General features: G+C 62.7%; 12 protein-coding genes and 1 pseudogene. 6 read left to right on the forward strand and 7 right to left on the reverse strand.

Going from position 1 to position 17,346, the window contains the following annotated elements; translation table 11 throughout:
* Positions 1-41: 41 nt before the first annotated feature.
* From GSQ88_RS23405 to GSQ88_RS23415, 3 genes are read right to left on the reverse strand one after another with little or no spacing between them, the layout of a single operon-like run.
* The gene (locus tag GSQ88_RS23405) at positions 42-1,391 is read right to left on the reverse strand and encodes a c-type cytochrome (RefSeq protein ID WP_159010122.1); all 1,350 of its coding nucleotides are present in this window, start codon (positions 1,389-1,391) and stop codon (positions 42-44) included.
* Positions 1,388-3,577, reverse strand: coding sequence for a xanthine dehydrogenase family protein molybdopterin-binding subunit (locus GSQ88_RS23410; RefSeq protein WP_159010123.1), 2,190 nt, complete (start codon positions 3,575-3,577; stop codon positions 1,388-1,390). The genes GSQ88_RS23405 and GSQ88_RS23410 overlap by 4 nt, the downstream gene beginning before the upstream one ends.
* A 9-nt stretch (positions 3,578-3,586) precedes the next feature.
* Positions 3,587-4,048 carry a (2Fe-2S)-binding protein gene (locus tag GSQ88_RS23415; RefSeq protein WP_159010124.1) on the reverse strand — a complete coding sequence of 154 codons (462 nt, stop codon included), beginning with the start codon at positions 4,046-4,048 and terminating at the stop codon, positions 3,587-3,589.
* 311 nt (positions 4,049-4,359) lie between these two features.
* Between GSQ88_RS23415 and GSQ88_RS23420 the strand changes: the two genes are divergently transcribed.
* From GSQ88_RS23420 to GSQ88_RS23435, 4 genes are all read left to right on the forward strand, one after another.
* The gene (locus GSQ88_RS23420; RefSeq protein WP_159010125.1) at positions 4,360-5,142 is read left to right on the forward strand and encodes an ABC transporter ATP-binding protein; all 783 of its coding nucleotides are present in this window, start codon (positions 4,360-4,362) and stop codon (positions 5,140-5,142) included.
* Positions 5,139-5,993 carry an ABC transporter permease gene (locus GSQ88_RS23425; RefSeq protein ID WP_246784951.1) on the forward strand — a complete coding sequence of 285 codons (855 nt, stop codon included), beginning with the start codon at positions 5,139-5,141 and terminating at the stop codon, positions 5,991-5,993. The genes GSQ88_RS23420 and GSQ88_RS23425 overlap by 4 nt, the downstream gene beginning before the upstream one ends.
* 301 nt (positions 5,994-6,294) lie before the next feature.
* Positions 6,295-7,263: an ABC transporter substrate-binding protein gene (locus GSQ88_RS23430; protein ID WP_159010127.1), complete on the forward strand. Its 969-nt coding sequence runs from the start codon at positions 6,295-6,297 to the stop codon at positions 7,261-7,263.
* A gap of 164 nt (positions 7,264-7,427) precedes the next feature.
* Positions 7,428-8,768, forward strand: coding sequence for an amidase (locus GSQ88_RS23435; protein ID WP_159010128.1), 1,341 nt, complete (start codon positions 7,428-7,430; stop codon positions 8,766-8,768).
* Positions 8,769-8,951: 183 nt separating this feature from the next.
* On the opposite strand, the gene GSQ88_RS23440 is transcribed toward GSQ88_RS23435, so the two are convergent.
* Positions 8,952-9,767 carry a class I SAM-dependent methyltransferase gene (locus tag GSQ88_RS23440; RefSeq protein WP_159010129.1) on the reverse strand — a complete coding sequence of 272 codons (816 nt, stop codon included), beginning with the start codon at positions 9,765-9,767 and terminating at the stop codon, positions 8,952-8,954.
* Positions 9,768-9,903: 136 nt separating this feature from the next.
* On the opposite strand from GSQ88_RS23440, the pseudogene GSQ88_RS23445 reads away from it, so the two are divergent.
* Positions 9,904-10,077: pseudogene (locus tag GSQ88_RS23445) on the forward strand (amidase family protein); the annotation flags it as partial.
* A gap of 155 nt (positions 10,078-10,232) precedes the next feature.
* Here the strand turns inward: GSQ88_RS23445 and GSQ88_RS23450 are convergent.
* Entirely contained in the window at positions 10,233-11,261 is a 1,029-nt protein-coding gene (locus tag GSQ88_RS23450; RefSeq protein WP_159010130.1) for a class I fructose-bisphosphate aldolase, read from the reverse strand.
* Positions 11,262-11,526: 265 nt separating this feature from the next.
* Here GSQ88_RS23450 and GSQ88_RS23455 point away from each other — a divergent pair, with 265 nt between their 5' ends.
* A complete protein-coding gene (locus tag GSQ88_RS23455; RefSeq protein WP_174248092.1) occupies positions 11,527-12,585 on the forward strand; it encodes an alpha/beta hydrolase in 1,059 nt (352 codons plus the stop codon).
* Positions 12,586-12,870: 285 nt separating this feature from the next.
* On the opposite strand, the gene GSQ88_RS23460 is transcribed toward GSQ88_RS23455, so the two are convergent.
* A complete protein-coding gene (locus GSQ88_RS23460; protein WP_159010131.1) occupies positions 12,871-16,020 on the reverse strand; it encodes an efflux RND transporter permease subunit in 3,150 nt (1,049 codons plus the stop codon).
* A 16-nt stretch (positions 16,021-16,036) separates the two neighbouring features.
* A complete protein-coding gene (locus GSQ88_RS23465) occupies positions 16,037-17,182 on the reverse strand; it encodes an efflux RND transporter periplasmic adaptor subunit (protein ID WP_502706764.1) in 1,146 nt (381 codons plus the stop codon).
* Between the last annotated feature and the right edge of the window lie 164 nt (positions 17,183-17,346).

The following is a 17,346-nucleotide window of genomic DNA, read 5'->3' on the forward strand; positions in this document are numbered from 1 at the left end:
AAGCGAGATCGCGACCGATTCAATTAATAATCATCATGCGCCTATTGCGCGGTTTGCTTGCGTAGCTCCGCGACCTCTTGCGCGGTGATCGCCGAGCCCTTGCTGCCGAAGCGCGCGGTGACGTAGTTGGCGACCGCCGCGATCTCGGTGTCCGAATAGGCATTGCCGAACGCCGGCATCGAAACCGCGCCGGGCGGCGTATGGCGTTTGGTCCCCGAAATCACGATCTGCGCGACATTGGTAGCGCCGGGATCGTTGACCGCCCACGACCCGGTGATGGTGGCGAACGGTGAGATCGCGCTTTCACCGGTCCAGCCATGGCAACTGACGCAAGCGCCCTCGAACACCATCTTGCCGCGCGCGTCCGCAATCTGGCCGCCTTCTTTGTGGGAAGCCGGCGCCGGCGGCGCCAGCGTCGCGGGCAGATCGGTCGAACTCACCGGCGGCACGCTACGCAGATACGCCACCAAGGCGTGAATGTCCCCCGGCGCCAGCAAACTGAGACTCTGGTCCACGGCCTCGCCCATCGGGCCCGACGCGGTGCCATGACCGGCCGCGTGCCCGGTCGCAAGATACGACGCCAATTGATCGTCGCTCCAGCCGCCCACGCCGGTCGCCTTGTCCGACGTGATATTGAAGGCACGCCATCCGGCCGTCAGCGCACCGGCGAATTTGCGGCGATTATCCAGCGCGAAAGCGAGATTCCGCGGCGTATGGCATTCGCCGCAATGCGCCAGTGCTTCGGCCAGGTAAGCGCCGCGATTCCACTCCGGGCTTTTCGAGGTGTCCGGCATGAAGCGCGTGTCGGGGTTGAACACCACCGACCAGAAGGTCATCGCCCAGCGCTGGTTGAACGGAAAAGCCAGCGTATTGGCCGGCGCCGGCGCTTGCACCGGCTGAAGGCTGAACAGATAGGCCTTGATCGCCAGCCCGTCGGCGTCGCTGATGTTGCTGTATGACGTATACGGCATCGCCGGATAAAGCCGCGCGCCGTCGCGGCGGGTGCCGCGATGCAGCGCATTGAGGAAATCGGCGTCGCTGTAATTGCCGATACCGGTTTCCTTGTCCGGCGTGATGTTGGTCGAATACAGCGTGCCGAACGGCAGCTTGAAGGCGAAGCCGCCGGCATATGGCTTGCCGCCTGGCGCGGTGTGGCAGACCATGCAATCGGCCGCATGCGCGAGATATTCGCCGCGCTCGATCAAATTGGCCTTGGCGAGCGCAGCCGGCACGCCGGTGGGATCGGCGGCCTTGTAATCCGCCAGCGCGACTTTCGGGCCATCGGCGAACGCCATCGGGCCCGGACCGCGGATGAACCACACCGCGCCGGCCACGACGACGGCCGCGATCACCACAACGCTCGACAGAATGCGGCGCGCGGCGGGGCTCATGACTTCTTCCCCACCGCAATCAGCGAGCGATCGATCGGCAACCTTCGCAGCGCGACGCCGGTCGCGGCATAGATCGCGTTGCGTAGCGCCGGCGCACTCGCGGTGACGCCGGTCTCGCCGATGCCGCCGGGCGCCTCGCCGCTCTTGATCAGATGCACGTCGATCTTGGGCGCCTGGTCGATGCGCAGCATGCGGTAGTCGTGGAAGTTCGACTGCTGCACACGACCCTTGTCGATGGTGATCTCGCCATACAACGCGGCGGTGAGGCCGAAGATCAGCCCGCCTTCGACCTGCGCCATGATGGTATCGGGATTGACGGCGATGCCGGTATCGACGGCGGACGTGACACGCCGCAGATGCACCTCGCCCTGCTCATCGACTTCGGCTTCGACCACCGTTGCGATGAAGCTCGCAAACGACGGCTGCGCACAGATGCCGCGGCCGACGCGGGGCGGCAGCGGCTGGCCCCAATTGGATTTCTCGGCCGCCAGATTCACCGCCGCCAGCAGCCGCGGACTTTTACCCAGCATCAACCGGCGGAATTCGACCGGGTCCTTGCCGGCCTTGCGCGCCAGCTCATCCATGAAGCATTCCATCGCGAACACGTTGTTGTTCGGGCCGACGCCGCGCCAGAAGCCGGTCGGCACCGCGGGCGGTTCGGCGCGCACATAGTCGACGTGGATGTTGGGGATGTCATAGGGAATATCGGCCGCGCCATCGACCGCGTCGATATCGATGCCCTTCTGGAACGCCGGCGGCAGCCAGCGCGCGAGGATGGCAGCCCCGGTGATACGATATTTCCAGGCCGCGATCTTGCCGTCGGACAGTGTCGCGGAGATCGTATCCCGATAGACCGGACGGTAGACATCGTGCTGGATGTCTTCCTCGCGGGTCCACACCACCTTGACCGGCCCATCGACCTGTTTGGCGATGCGAACCGCCGCGACCACCATGTCGGGCTCCAGCCTGCGGCCAAAGCCGCCGCCGATCAGATGCTGGTTGACGATCACCTTCTCGACCGGCAGCCCCGCGGCCTTCGCGGCCTCCGACTGCACCCGCGCCATGATTTGCGTGCCGGTCCAGATCTCGCAGGAGTCGCCCTTGAAATGAACCGTGCAATTCAACGGCTCCATTGTGGCATGGGCCAGGAACGGCAATTCAAAAGCCGCCTCGATCTTCTCGCCGGTGGCGAGGGCCTTGGCGATGTCGCCCTCGGATTTGGCGACCGCGCCATCCTTTTCGCTGGCGGCGCGCAAATTTTCCCAGATGTCTTTCGAATTGATACGGGCGTTGCTGCCTTCGTTCCAGGTCACGGCGAGGGCCTCGAGGCCCTTCTTCGCGGCCCACATGTGATCGCCGACCACCGCGACCAGATCGTCCAGCACGATCACCTGTCGCACGCCAGCCAATTTTTTGGCCGCCGCATCATCGACCTTGGCGATCTTGCCGCCGAACACCGGAGACATCGCCAGGGTCGCAAACTTCATGCCCGGCAGCATTGCATCGATGCCGTAGACGGTTTTGCCGTTGACCTTGTCCGGGGTGTCGAACCGCTTCAGCGGTTTGCCGATCAGCACGAAATTCTTGGGGTCCTTGAGCGGAACATCCTTTGGCGGCGTTTCGGCGCCTGCCGCGTCGGCCAGCGCGCCATAGCCAAGCCTGCGTCCGCTTTCGGCATGGATCACTTCGCCGTTCGCCGTGGTGCAGCTTGAAGTATCGACCTGCCATTGTTTCGCGGCGGCTTGAACCAGCATCGCGCGCGCGGTGGCGCCGGCGGCGCGCAGCGGCTTCCAGAACGCGCGTACCGAGGTAGAGCCGCCGGTCGCCTGAACGCCGAAAGCCGGATTGGCGTAGAGCTTCTCATTGGCAGGCGCATGCTCGAGAACCACCGCGGAATAATCCGCATCAAGCTCTTCGGCCAGAATCATCGCCACCGCCGTGTAGATGCCTTGGCCCATCTCGGTCTGCGGCATCACCAGCGTGGTCTTGCCGGCGGGATCGATGCGGATGAACGCGTTCGGCGCGAATTTGCCTGATGTGTCATCGGACGGCTGCACAGGTTCGTTTTCGCCACGCACCGGAACATGAAACGCGAGCAGGAAGGCGCTCGCCACCCCGCCGGTCAACACGCGGCGGCGGGAAAATCCGTTGGAAGGCTTTTGCGAAATCGTTGCTGCCTGGGCCATGGTCCGCTCCTACGACTGACGGCCGGAAGCGGCCTGCTTGATCGCGGCGCGAATCCGCACATAAGTGCCGCAGCGACAGATATTGCCCGCCATCGCCGCGTCGATATCGGAATCGTCCGGATTTGGCGTGCCCGCGAGCAGCGCCGCGGCCGACATGATCTGGCCGGATTGGCAGTAACCGCACTGGACCACTTCAAGGTCGAGCCAGGCTTTCTGAACCTTGGCGCCGGCCGGCGTGGCGCCGACGCCTTCGATGGTGGTGATCGGCCGATCACGCACCGCGCCGACCGGGAGCATGCAGGAGCGCACCGGCTTGCCATCGACATGCACCGTGCAGGCGCCGCATTGCGCGATGCCGCAGCCGAACTTGGTGCCGGTGAGACCCAGCACATCGCGCAAAACCCAGAGCAGCGGCATCTCCGCCGGCGCCTCGTACGACTTCTGCTCACCGTTGATTGTCAACGTCGCCATGGAGACCTCCGATCCGCTGCTTGATCCGGATATAGTCTGCGACTGCTCGCTTTGCATCGGCCAGGGCACCCCATATCGCGGTGCCGCCGGCCTCGGTGTTTACGCGCAGATACTGGACCATATGCCTTGGCGTAACGCGTCCATTATATCTCTGGATGATCTGACGTGCATAATTTCTTGGCGCGGAGGCAGAATTTTGCGCAAGGCATGGGCAAAGCAGCGGAGAAACCCCATAAAATCGGCGAAAACGCCCGCGCACCGGCGCTTTATGCCCGCGCTGCCGTGGCATACAAGTTGCGTTGGTTGGGCCGATGCAGCCTTCTCCCATCCAGCTCAGCGTTCGCAACGTCCGCAAGTCGTTCCACGGCAAGGCGGGTGAAGTCCGCGTGCTCGACGACCTCTCGTTCGACATCAACGCCCGCGATTTCGTCAGCATCATCGGTCCCTCCGGCTGCGGCAAGACCACGATCTTCAATGTGATCGCCGGCCTGATCGAGCCTGACTCGGGCTCGATGCATTATCTCGGCGAGGAGATCGACAGCCTGCGCGGCCGCGTCGGCTATATGATGCAGAAGGACCTGCTGTTTCCCTGGCGCACCGTGCTCGGCAACGTGCTTTTGGGCCTGGAGACCCGCGGCGTCGACCGCGTCGAGGCCGAGGGCAAGGCTCGCGAATACCTCAAGGGCTTCGGGCTGGCCGGTTTTGAAAACGCCTATCCGAAAACATTGTCGGGCGGCATGCGCCAGCGCGTGGCGCTGATCCGCACGCTGATCATGGACCCTGATATCCTGCTGCTCGACGAGCCGTTCTCGGCGCTGGACTACCAGACGCGGCTCTATCTCGAGGGCGTGCTGAAGGACGCGGTGGAGACCTATCACAAGACCGTTATCCTGGTGACGCACGACATCGACGAGGCGGTCGCGCTGTCGAAGCGCGTCGTCGTGCTCTCAGGGCGCCCGGCCCGGGTCAAGATCGTGCACGACATCGATATATCGGCGAGTTCGCCGATCGCGGCGCGCAGCGACAGCCGCTTCTCCGGCTACTTCCACGCGCTATGCGCCGAGCTCGACATCCAGACCGAGAAGACCGCGTGACCATTACCCTTCCCGGCACGGCGCCCCTGCCGAAGCGCAAGACACGCCGCGCGCGACGTCGCTTCAATTTCGACACCTCGCTCGGCCGTGCCGTTTTACAGGCCGCAGCGGTGATCGGCTTCTTCGCGCTGTGGGAAATCGGCGTGCGCGCGGGGTGGATCTCGGCCTTTCTGGTCGGCTCGCCGTTCGGCATCTTTGCCGATGGCAGCAAGATGCTGATGAGCGGCGACCTTGTGTCCGACACCTGGTACACGCTGTTCGAGGCCATTCTCGGCTTTGTCATCGGCACCATCTTCGGATCATTGCTGGGTTTGGCGCTATGGTATTCGGCCTTTGTGGCGCGGCTGGTCGAGCCGTTTATCGTGGCCATCAACAGCGTCCCGAAAATCGCGCTGGCGCCGATCGTGGTGCTGTGGTTCGGAACAGGTCTGGTCTCCAAGGTGATGCTGTCGGTGTCGCTGACCGCGATCGTGGCGCTGATCGCAGCGTATCAGGCCGCCAAGGACGCCGACGTCGATCTGCAATCGCTGATGATCTCGATGGGCGCCGACAAGCATCAGGTGTTCTTCAAGGCGGTGGTGCCCTCGACCCTGCCGTCGATCATCGCCACGTTCCGGATCAATATCGGCTTTGGCCTGGTCGGCGCTGTGGTCGGCGAGTTCATCTCGTCGCAGCGCGGGCTCGGCCACCTGATCTATACGGCGTCCAGCCTCTACGATCTCAACACGGTGTGGGTCGGCCTGTTCACGCTGATGATCATGGGGTTCGTGCTGTATTACGTGATCGACATCATCGAGCGCACCAGCCTGCCCTGGAAGCAGTCGAACACCGTCCATCAGGTTCAGGTCTAGAGCATGATGAGATGAGATTAGATCAAGCCATAGCAGCGATGGGAACGCGCTCCCTCTCCCACCCAACTCGGGTTTACCCGAGTTGGGCATCATATCGATCGAAGTCGGATATATCCGACTTCGAATGGGAGAGGGTTGGGGTGAGGGGTTACGGCCTCTCGTTAAGCGCCCCTCACCCGATTTGCTGCGCAAATCGACCTCTCCCCGGCGGGGAAAGGTGGGCTGAAATGCCGGCCAGACCAACTCAATCAAAAGCCATCCCGCTTTAGCCATATCAATGTCCCGAATACGGAGATTTCAGATGTCGTTGCCCATGCGTATCGCCCGCGCCGCCGCGCTACTATCATTGCTGCTGGCGAGCCCGGCGCTTGCCGACAACAAGAAGGTGGTGCTGTCGCAGGCGTTCCAGTCGATGCTGTATCTGCCGCTTTACGTCGCGATCGACGAGGGCTTCTTCACGCAGCAAGGCGTCGATCTCACCAAGGAAACCGCGGGCGCGCCGACGGTGGCGCTCTCGGCGGTGATTTCCGGCAGCGCGCAGTTCTCGATCCACGGCCCGGAATGGACCGCGATCGCGGCGTCCAAGGGCGCGCCGGTCGACATCATCGCCAATGTCGTCAATGGCGCTGCAGTGTGGATCGCGACCGCGCCGGATTTCAAGTTCGACAGCATCAAGGACATCAAGGGCCAGAAGGTCGTCACCGGCCTGATGCCGACCACCAGCACCTCGCTGTTCATCAAACTGCTCAAGGAAAACGGCATGGACGCCAAGACCGACGTCGACATGATCCAGGTCGCGATCGGTTCCGAGCCCGGGCCGTTCGTCGCCAAGCAGGCCGATGTCGCGGTGATGTATGAGCCGGGCCTCGACCAGGCCGTCGCCAAGGGCATGAAGGTCGTGCTCGGATTTCCGAAATCCTACGGCGCCTACGCCTTCTCGGCGGTGACCGCGCGCAACGACGTCGACCCCGATACGGCGCAGCGTGTGGTCAACGCCATGGAAATGGCGATGCGCTTCATGGCCAAGGAACAAGCCAAGACCGTCGAGATCGCGAAAAAGGAATTTCCGACGCTCGATCCAATGGTGGTGGAATCCGCCGTCAAACGCATGCTCGCCGACGCCGTCTATCCGCCCAGCGTCGACATCAGCGCCGATGCGCTGAAAGTCGCGATGGACACCCAAATCGCGCTCGGCAATCTGGCCAGCCAGCCCGACTATAAAGCGTTCGTGGTGAAAAAATTCATCGAACCCGCGGTCGCAATGAAATAGCTTCGCGCAAGCGAAACTTTCGCGGACTCGTCCTGCCCGGGCTTGACCCGGGCATCCACGTCTTGACGGCATTGCCTAGACAAAGACGTGGATGGCCGGGACATAGGCGAGCGGAAGCGACGCCGTCCTTCGGACGGCTATGCCCGGCCATGGAGTACCCAATTATGACCGATCCTGCCGCCCGCTCCGCGCTGCAATCCGGTGCGGGACTGCTCGAACTGCTGCGCCTGTTCCGGGGCAACCCGGCCGCGGCCGATCATTACGCGGCGGCCTGCCTGGAGCGAGCCAGCGAGGTCGAGCCGACGCTGAAAGCGTTCGAGGTTCTTCCCTCCGATACCACGCGGCGGCCGGGGCCGTGGTCCGGCATTCCCGTAGGGATCAAGGACATCATCGCGACCTCGGACATGCCGACCACCAACGGCTCGCCGATCTACCGGGATCACGTGCCGAGCGCGGATGCCTGGGTGGTCGAGCGCCTGCGCAATCTCGGCGCCACGATCTTCGGCAAGACCGTCTCGACCGAATTCGCCTGGCGACAGCCGGGACCGACCGTCAATCCGTGGAACTCCAAGCATACGCCGGGCGGATCGTCGTCGGGATCAGCGGCGGCGGTCGCGGCCGGGCTGGTTCCGCTGGCGCTGGGCAGCCAGACGCTGGGCTCGGTGGTGCGGCCCGCCGCGTTCAACGGCGTGGTCGGCTTCAAGCCGAGTTTCGGCGCGATCCCGCGGCTCGGCGTGCATCATCTGAGCCCATCGCTCGATCATATCGGCTTCTTCGCGCGGCGGGTCGACGACGTCGCGTTCGCGCTGTCGCAGCTTGCAGGCTCAAGCGACCGCGATCGCCACGGCCGGTCGCTACCGAACTTCCAGGTCGATATCGATCAAGGCGTGTCACCGCTCGCCGCGCCACGGCTCGCGATTGTCCGCTTCGCGAAATGGGCGAAGGCGGAAGCCGAACAGCAGCAAGTATTCGATGTCGCTATCGCCACGCTGCGCGATGCGGGCGCGGTCATCGCGGAGATTGAACTCGCCGAACTCGATCGCACGAACTGGAGCGCGATCAACACCATTCTCACCAGCGAGGGCGCTGTGATCTTCGCCGAGCTGGTGGCACGCTATCCCGATCGCAGCAGCGACCATTTGAAGTCGCTGGTCGAAACCGGCAACGCGCATTCCGCGACCGATTATCTTGCGGCCAAGGCGTCGCAGGACAAATTGCGCGATGCGTTCACCGCCGAGATGTCAGGCTACGACGCGGTGCTGACGCTGCCGGCGTTCGGCGAGGCGCCGAAGGGACTGAGCTATACCGGCGACGCCGAATATTGCGCGCCGTGGACCCTGCTCGGCGTGCCCGCTTTGTCGCTGCCGGCAGGTTTCGGCAAGAATGGTCTGCCATTGGGTGTCCAGATCGTCGGACCGTACCGGGAAGATTATCGCACGCTGCGCGTCGCGAAGTGGGTCGAAAGCGCGCTGGCGTTCGAGCCGGGTATCGCCAAAGGCTGTTAGCGGACTGTTCAATGGCGCGATGCACCAATGATGAGGGTTTACCTTGGACGGTAAAAAGCCACTTGGAGGTGGCCCAAGATCGACAGCCTGTTCGATTACCTGGATATCCCAAAACTAGCCCACAGCATCATCGCAACGGACATCAATGCGATCACGACCAATATCCATGGAATATCCAGATTTTTATCCGGCAACGATCCGCCCCTTCACAGCATAGAGATCGGATGGAGCATAAGACCGAAATTTCTCGACGACAGCCAAGTCCGCCGGCGGATCGCCTAATACCGAGCTTTCCTCAAGGATTTTGAAACCGGCTTCCTTAAAAAGGCGCAGATAATCGCTGTGACGCAGCCGGTTCACATATTGCATGCCAGAATTGTATTTGGCCCAATCGGCATCGCTGTAGCGCAGGAAATTCAAGCGAGAGATCCGGCGATCAGACCTGGCATAGTGATCGCTGTAGTCGATCGAATGCGTGGTTATTCCGCTAGTGACAGCTCGCAGACCAGTCAGTAGCTCGACAAGCTGCTCAGGTGGCACGTGCTCAAGAACCTCATTGGAGCAGGAGCAATCGACCTTTTCGTCGTTCGCCGTGGCGTAATGCGGTGCACGATAATCAATGCCAAATCTCTCAAGATCATCCCAATGCTGAAATTTGACGCCATCTGCCAGCAAGTGATCGGCAGCGTGCTGGATAAGATCGAGCTTCGCCAAGCGGATCACATCGGAGGCAATGACCTTGCCGACGCCGAGTCGCCGCAATCCAAGTGGCACCGCCAGATCGCGACCGGCTCCGACTTCCAGCACGGTTGCGGGCGATCCACCTGCATGCCGCGCAAAATCATCCGTGACTCGGCGTGCTATCCCGAGAAGAGAATCCAGCGTTGATGCCCGCCGCGGCCAGTTCTTTGTTACATGACGCTGCAGGAAATAATGCGCCTGAGCGCCTCCCGGTAAATCGAGAGCGCGGAACGCCAATGCTTTGAACCGCCAGTTCATGGCGGCCAAACCTATAGACAGCAGAGGTTAAAGACAACCCAGGGTTACGTCTTCTGGCGCGCACTACGAACACGCCGCGCAGACGTTGGTGCAGGACCCACCTGCACCAACCATTTGAAGTCGCTGGTCGAAACCGTGGACCCTGCTCGGCGTGCCCGCTTTGTCGCTGCCGGCAGGTTTCGGCAAGAATGGTCTGCCGTTGGGTGTCCAGATCGTCGGACCGTACCGGGAAGATTATCGCACGCTGCGCGTCGCGAAGTGGGTCGAAAGCGCGCTGGCGTTCGAGCCGGGTATTGCGAGGGTTGGTTAGCGCTGTTCACGCCAACGTTAAAGTTCGTCGTTCCGGGACACGCCTCTTGGCGGGGGCCCGGAATCCATAACCCCTGTGGCAGCGTTCAGCACCGAACAACAACACAGGGAGTATGGATTCCGGGCTCGCGACTTCGTCGCGCCCCGGAATGACAGCTACGCCGCCTTCTTGCCTTCCAGCTCCGCCTTCCACTGCCCGAGCGCCGCGAGCGAATTCATCTGCGCGCGATGGCTGAACGCCTGTTGTCCGGCAGGAACGTTTTCGAGCTTGCCGGCCCAGGCGTGCTGGGGCGCGGCCTGCAGCGCGCGGCCGTAGGAGAAGGTCAGCTTCCACGGCAGGCCACCGATCTTGTTCATGGCGTCGAGATGGGCGGTTGCCTCCTCATCGGATTGGCCGCCGGACAGGAACGCGATGCCGGGCACCGCCGCCGGCACGCAATGCTTCAATAGCCGGATGGTCTTTTCCGCGACTTCCCCGGCCGGCGCCTGCTTGGCGTTCTTCTTGCCCGAGACCACCATGTTGGGCTTGAGGATCATGCCTTCGAGCGCGACGCGCTGGATCCGCAATTCCTGGAACACCTTGTTGAGCACGCGCTGGGTGACGTCATAACAGCGGTCGATATCGTGATCGCCGTCCATCAGCACTTCGGGCTCGACGATCGGTACGATCTGCGCCTCCTGGCACAGCGCCGCATAGCGCGCCAGCGCATGCGCGTTGACGGAGATCGCGGTCATGCTCGGAATGTCCTTGCCGATGTCGATCACCGCACGCCATTTCGCAAAGCGCGCGCCCTGCTTGTAGTAGGCCGCGAGCCGCTCGGCGAGCTTGTCGAGGCCGACCGTGACGAGTTCGCCCGGGCAGGCCGGCAGCGACTGCGTGCCCTCATCGACCTTGATGCCGGGGATCGCGCCCGCCTGCTCGATCAACTTGACCAGCGGCGTGCCGTCCTTGGCTTTTTGCCAGATCGTCTCGTCATAGAGGATGACGCCGGAGATGCATTTCGACATCGCGTCCTTGGAGCGGAACAGCATCTCGCGATAATCGCGCCTTGTATCTTCGGTGGATTCAACCTTGATCGCGTCAAACCGCTTCTTGATGGTGCCGCCGGATTCGTCGGCCGCGAGAAGTCCCTTGCCCGGCGCCACCATGGCCTGGGCCACCTTGTTGAGATCGGAAAGGTTCATCGCTGTCTCCCGCAGGCTGTGAATTTTCTGAATTGAGAACGATTTGGGCGGTAAATCGTTGCAGCCGGCAGCATAGGCAAAGCCGGCCGGCCGCTCAAGCGCGGCCATGACTATACGAAAATGGCTATGCGAATACGCTATCCGAACATGGCCATGCGAATATGGCGCTCGATAAACCCGCTTTGACCGTGTATTTCTGGCGCATCGGCCACAACGGCCGATGCCGCCCCTCAAGCGGTCAAAAACAGTCCAGGGAAGTCTGACGATGCCCGCTTTTGCCTTGCGCGTGCTTTCGCTCGCGTGCCTCACCGCCACCGCAATCCTGATGAATCCCACCGCCCAGGCTGCCAGCCCAAAACTCGAGACCACCGATGTCATGATCCCGTCGGGAGACCCCGGAATCGAGTTGTTCGTCCGCAACAAGCATCCCGTGGGCATGAAGAATTTCCCGTCCGACCGCATCCTGCTGTTCGTGCATGGCGCGACCTATCCGGCCGAAACCGCGTTCGACCTGCCGATCGAAGGCGTCTCGATGATGGATCTGATCGCCGGGCGCGGCTTCGACGTCTATCTGGTGGATGTCAGGGGCTATGGCCGCTCGACCCGGCCGCCGGAAATGAGCCAGCCGCCGGAGGCCAACAAGCCGATCGTATCGACCGAGGTCGCCGCGCATGATTACGGCGTCGCGGTCGATTACATCCTGAAAAAGCGCGGCGTGTCGAAAATCGACGTGATGGGCTGGTCGTGGGGCACCTCGATCGTCGGCCTCTACACCAGCGAGCACAATGCGAAAGTCGACCGCCTGGTGCTCTATGCGCCGCAATGGATCCGCACCGAACCGCCCGCCGCCGACCTGCCGCCGCTCGGCGCTTACCGGTTGGTCTCCAAGGAGTCAGCCAAGGAGCGTTGGCTGAAAGGCGTGCCCGCCGACAAGCAGGCCGACCTGATTCCGCCCGGCGTGTTCGATGCCTGGGCGAACGCGACCTGGGCCACCGATCCGGAGGCCTCGAAGCACACGCCGCCGATGCTGCGCGCCACCAATGGCGTCGGCCAGGACAGCCGAAATTACTGGAGCGCCGGCAAAGCGCAATATGATCCCGGCAAGATCACCGTGCCGACCTTGATCCTGCATGCCGAATGGGATGCCGACCTGCCGAGCTATCTGGCGCAGAACTATTTCAAACAGCTCAAGAACACGCCCTACAAGCGCATGATCGAGCTCAGCGAAGGAACCCATACGGTGATGATGGAAAAGAACCGCATGCAGTTCTTCCATGAGCTGATGGGTTTTCTCGATGAAGACAAGCCGCTGGCCTTGAAGTAAGCGGCCGCGATTCAAACAATCTCTCGGCGGGTCGTCCCGGCCCAGCGCGCAATTGCGCGTAAGGCGCCGGGACACACCGGAACCGTCATCCTGAGGAGCGCGCCTCTCTGGCGCGCCTCGAAGGATGGTGTTCAGCGCAGTGCGTGCGGCCATCCTTCGAGGCGCGCAAGAAAGAGCGCGCACCTCACGGGTGAACGCAATTGCGTTCATCCCGGGGATGACGGCCGAGATAGCTTCACAAGCTACTTCGCCGGGACGACGCGTTGATATGCCTTATACACGCCATCACGCTGCCTGGTCCGCCTTCACCGGCGCCTGCTTGCGGGCGGTGAGCCAGTTCTCGAAGCGCTGGATCACGACAAAGAATGTCGGCACGAACAACACGGCAAGGCAGGTCGAGGCCAGCATGCCGGAGAACACCGTGATGCCGATCGATTTGCGGGCGTTGGCGCCTGCGCCGGTCGCCAGCACCAACGGCACCACCCCGAGGATAAAGGCAAACGACGTCATCAGGATCGGCCGGAACCGGGCGCGCGCCGCCTCGACCGCGGATTCCAGCAACGGCTTGCCCTCGCGCCCGTGCAATTCGAGCGCGACTTCGACGATCAGGATGGCGTTCTTAGCCGACAGCGCGATCAGCAGGATGATGCCGATCTGGGTATAGAGATTGTTGTCGATCCGGAGCGCCGACAGCACCAGCATCGGGCCGAGCAGCGACAGCGGCACCGCGAGGATCACCGAGGCCGGCGCGTACCAGCTTTCATATTGTCCCGCGAGCACCAGATACACCAGCAGCAGCGCCAATCCGAACGCCCAGTAGATCTGGCCGCCGACGGCCTTCTCCTGATACGACATCGCCGTCCATTCGTATCCCGTGCCGGTCGGCAGGGTTTTGGCGGCGATCTCCTCCATCAGCGACATCGACTGTCCCGAGCTATAGCCGGCGGCCGGCAGGCCGATGATGGTCGCGGACGGATAGAGGTTATAGAGGCTGATCAGCGAGGGCCCGACCGATTGCGTGATGTTCGCGACCGTGCCGATCGGCACCATGTTGCCCTGGCTGTTGCGCACCATCAGGTTTTCGATGTCGCGCGGCGTCAGGCGGGACTGCGCTTCCGCCTGGGCATAGACCTGGAAGGTACGGCCGAACTTGGTGAACTGGTTGACATAGCTCGACCCCAGATAGGACGACAGCGTCGAGAAGATCTGGTCGGTCGTGACATACAGCGTCTGGGTCTTGATCCGGTCTACCTCGACATTGAATTGCGGCACCATCGAACGGAACGGCGAACTGACCCGCTGCAACGCGCTTTGGGTCTGCGCATTGGCGACGATGGCGCCGGCGATCGCCTGTAGCTTGCCATAATCGGCATTGCCGTCGCGCAACTGCACCTGCATCGCAAAACCGGCGGCGTTGCCGATGCCCTGGATCGGCGGCGGCGGAATCACCAGGATCCGCGCTTCCGGGATCGCCGCCATCTTTTCGTTCAATCCGACGAACAGCGAGCGCAAATCCTGACCCGGGCCGCGCTCGCTCCATTCCTTCAGGATCAGATAGCCGACGCCGGCATTGGCGAGGCTCGACGAATTGTCGAGCGCCGAGATACCGGCGATGGTGACCACCTGATCGACACCCGCCACCTTGCCGGCGATCTCGCTGACCTGGTCGAGCACGTGCTGGGTGCGGTCGAGTGCGGCGCCGTCAGGCAGTTGCACGGCGACCAGCATATAGCCCTGGTCCTCGATCGGAATAAATCCGGTCGGTATCCGCGATAGCCCGTAACCGCTGCCGCAAATCAGGATCAGCGCCAGGATCACGCAGAGGCCGCTATGGTTGGTCATGCGGACCATGAGCCGGCCGTAGCCGCGCTCGAGCCGGTCATAGACCGCGTTGAAGCCGCGGTAGAAAAAGTTGCGCTGCTCCGGCGGCGCCGGCCGGCGCAGCCACAGCGCGCATTGCGTCGGCTTCAGCGTCGCGGCGTTGACCGCGCTGAGCAACGCGGTGGCGGCGATCACCAGCGCGAATTGCGAATACATCCGCCCGGTCAATCCCGGCAGGAAGGCCGACGGCAGGAACACCGAGATCAGCACCAGCGTGATGCCGACGATCGGCGCAAACAGCGCATCCATCGCGCTGATCGCGGCATCATGGCTCGACATGCCCTTTTCGATGTTGTGGGCGGCACCCTCGACCACCACGATGGCGTCATCCACCACGATGCCGATCGCCAGCACGATGGCAAACAGGGTCGAGATGTTGATGGTGAAACCAAGGGCAGCCATCGCGGCAAAGGCGCCGATGATCGTCACCGGCACTGTCGTGGCCGGCACCAGCATCGCGCGCCAGTCCTGTAGGAAGATCAGGATCACCACGAGCACCAAGAGGCCGGCCTCGATCAGCGTCTTGTAGACCTCATGAATCGAGGCCGAGACGAATTTGGTGGTGTCGAACGGCGTGTCGTATTTCACGTCCCGCGGAAATGCCTTGGCCAGTTCCGCCATCTTCTTCTGCACCGCCGCCTCGACCTCAAGCGCGTTGGCGCCGGGCGACTGGAATACGCCGATGCCGGTAGCCGGCTTGTTGTTGAGCGAAAACACCTGGCTGTAGGTCTGCGCGCCGAGTTCGACCCAGCCGACGTCGCGCACGCGGGTGACGTCGCCATTATTGCCGGTCTTGAGGATGATGTCCTCGAACTGGCGGGTATCGTCGAGCCGCCCGTTGACGTTCAGCGTGTACTGGAACGCCTGTCCGGGCGGGGTCGGCGGCGCGCCGACCTGGCCGGCCGTGACCTGCTGGCTCTGCTGCTGGATCGCCTGGATCACATCCTGCGGCACCAGACTGCGCGCCTGCAGCTTGTTGGGATCGAGCCAGACCCGCATCGAATATTGGCCCGCGCCGAACACGGTCACGTTGCCGACGCCGGGCAGCCGCGACAATTCATCCCGGATGTTGATGGTGGCGTAGTTGGAGAGGAACAGACTGTCGTAGGTCGCATTCGGCGACGTCAGCGTCACGAACAGCAGGATCGCGGTCGACTTCTTCTGCACCGTGACGCCCTGGTTCTGGACGGACTGCGGCAGTTGCGACAGCGCGCTCGACACCCGGTTCTGCACCAGCACCTGCGCGAAGTTCAGATCGGTGCCGATCTTGAAGGTCACGGTCAGCGAATAGGTGCCGTCGGCCCCGCTGTAGGACTGCATATAGAGCATGTCCTCGACGCCGTTGACTTGCTGCTCGATCGGCAGCGCCACGGTGTCGATCACGGTCTTGGCGCTGGCGCCGGGGTAACGCGTCGTCACCTGCACCGTCGGCGGCACCACATCAGGGTATTGCGCGACCGCGAGCCGGAACAGGCAGACGCCGCCAATCAGGATCATCAGGATCGCGATGACGTTGGAAAGGACCGGACGTTCGATGAAGAATTTCGAAATCATGCCAAAGTCCCATACGCTATTTGGTCGACGACGGCGGAGTCTCGATTTTTTGTGTCTCGATTTTTGGCGTTTCGATCTTCTGCAGCTTCGGAGCGACCTTCTGGCCGGGGATCGCGCGCAGCAGGCCGGCAACCACGACTTTATCGTCCGGCTTGAGGCCGTCTTCGATCACGCGCAAATCGCCCTCGAGCGGGCCGGTCTGCACCTTGCGCTGCTCGACCACATTGTCGCCGTTGACCACCAGCACATAACGCCCGCTTTGGTCGCTGCCGAGCGAGACATCCGGCACCAGCAGCGCATTTTCCTGCTTGTCATAGGGCACGCGGACCCGGACGAAATAGCCGGGCAGCAGCATCCGGTCGGGGTTCGGCAGCAGGCCGCGCACCGGCAGCGTGCCGGTGGACTGGTTCAGGACCGGCGCGATGTAATCGAGCTTGCCCTTATGCGGATAGCCGGCTTCGGTCTGCAATCCGACTTCGACCGGCAATTGCCTGAGTTCGGCGACCGTGACCCCGCGCTTGAGGGCTTCGGCCCGGATCCGCAGCACGTCCTGTTCGTTGACGTTGAAATTCACATAGATCGGATCGAGTGCCACGATGCTGGCGAGTTGCGTCGGCGAAGAGGCGCCGACCAGTTCGCCAACCGAGACGAGATGCGCGCTGACGATGCCGTCGAACGGCGCGGTGACGTTGGTGTAACCGAAATTGACCGCGGCAATCTTGGTGTTGGCCTGCGCCTGCAGCAGATTGGCCTGGGCGTTGTCGCGGGTGGAGGTGGAGGTATCGAGCGTTGCCTGCGACACCGCCTGCCGCGCCACCAGATCCACTTGACGCTTGTAATCGGCTTCAGCCTGCTTCACCGAAGCCTGCGCGCCGGCCTCGGCGGCCTGCGCCTGTTCGAGCTTGTACTGATAGGTCTGCGGCTCGATCGTGAACAACGTGGTGCCTTCCTTGACGAAGGCGCCGTCCTGATAGCTGATCGCCTGCAATACGCCCTGCACCCGTGCCACCAGATCGACCGATTTGATCGGCGCGGTGTTTCCGGTGGCGTCGAGATAGCGCGTGATGCTGCGTTGCACGGGCACCGCGACGTCGACCGAGGGCGGCGGTGGCGGCACGAAGGCGTTCTGTTCGCAGCCGGTCAACAGGAGGAGCGAAAACACGATGGCCGCGGCACGCGTTGCGGAGACTGATTGATGCCTTTGATCCCTTGGCTGCATCCCGTGCCCCAATCGATTGACCACCCGGCAGATCCGTGACGGGAACTCATACCATAATCCGCCCGTCGTGGAACCTGCAAACACCGGCTGGGGGCGTCATCCTGAGG

The sequence above is a fragment of the Bradyrhizobium sp. S69 genome (assembly GCF_009766005.1).
Taxonomy (GTDB): domain Bacteria; phylum Pseudomonadota; class Alphaproteobacteria; order Rhizobiales; family Xanthobacteraceae; genus Bradyrhizobium.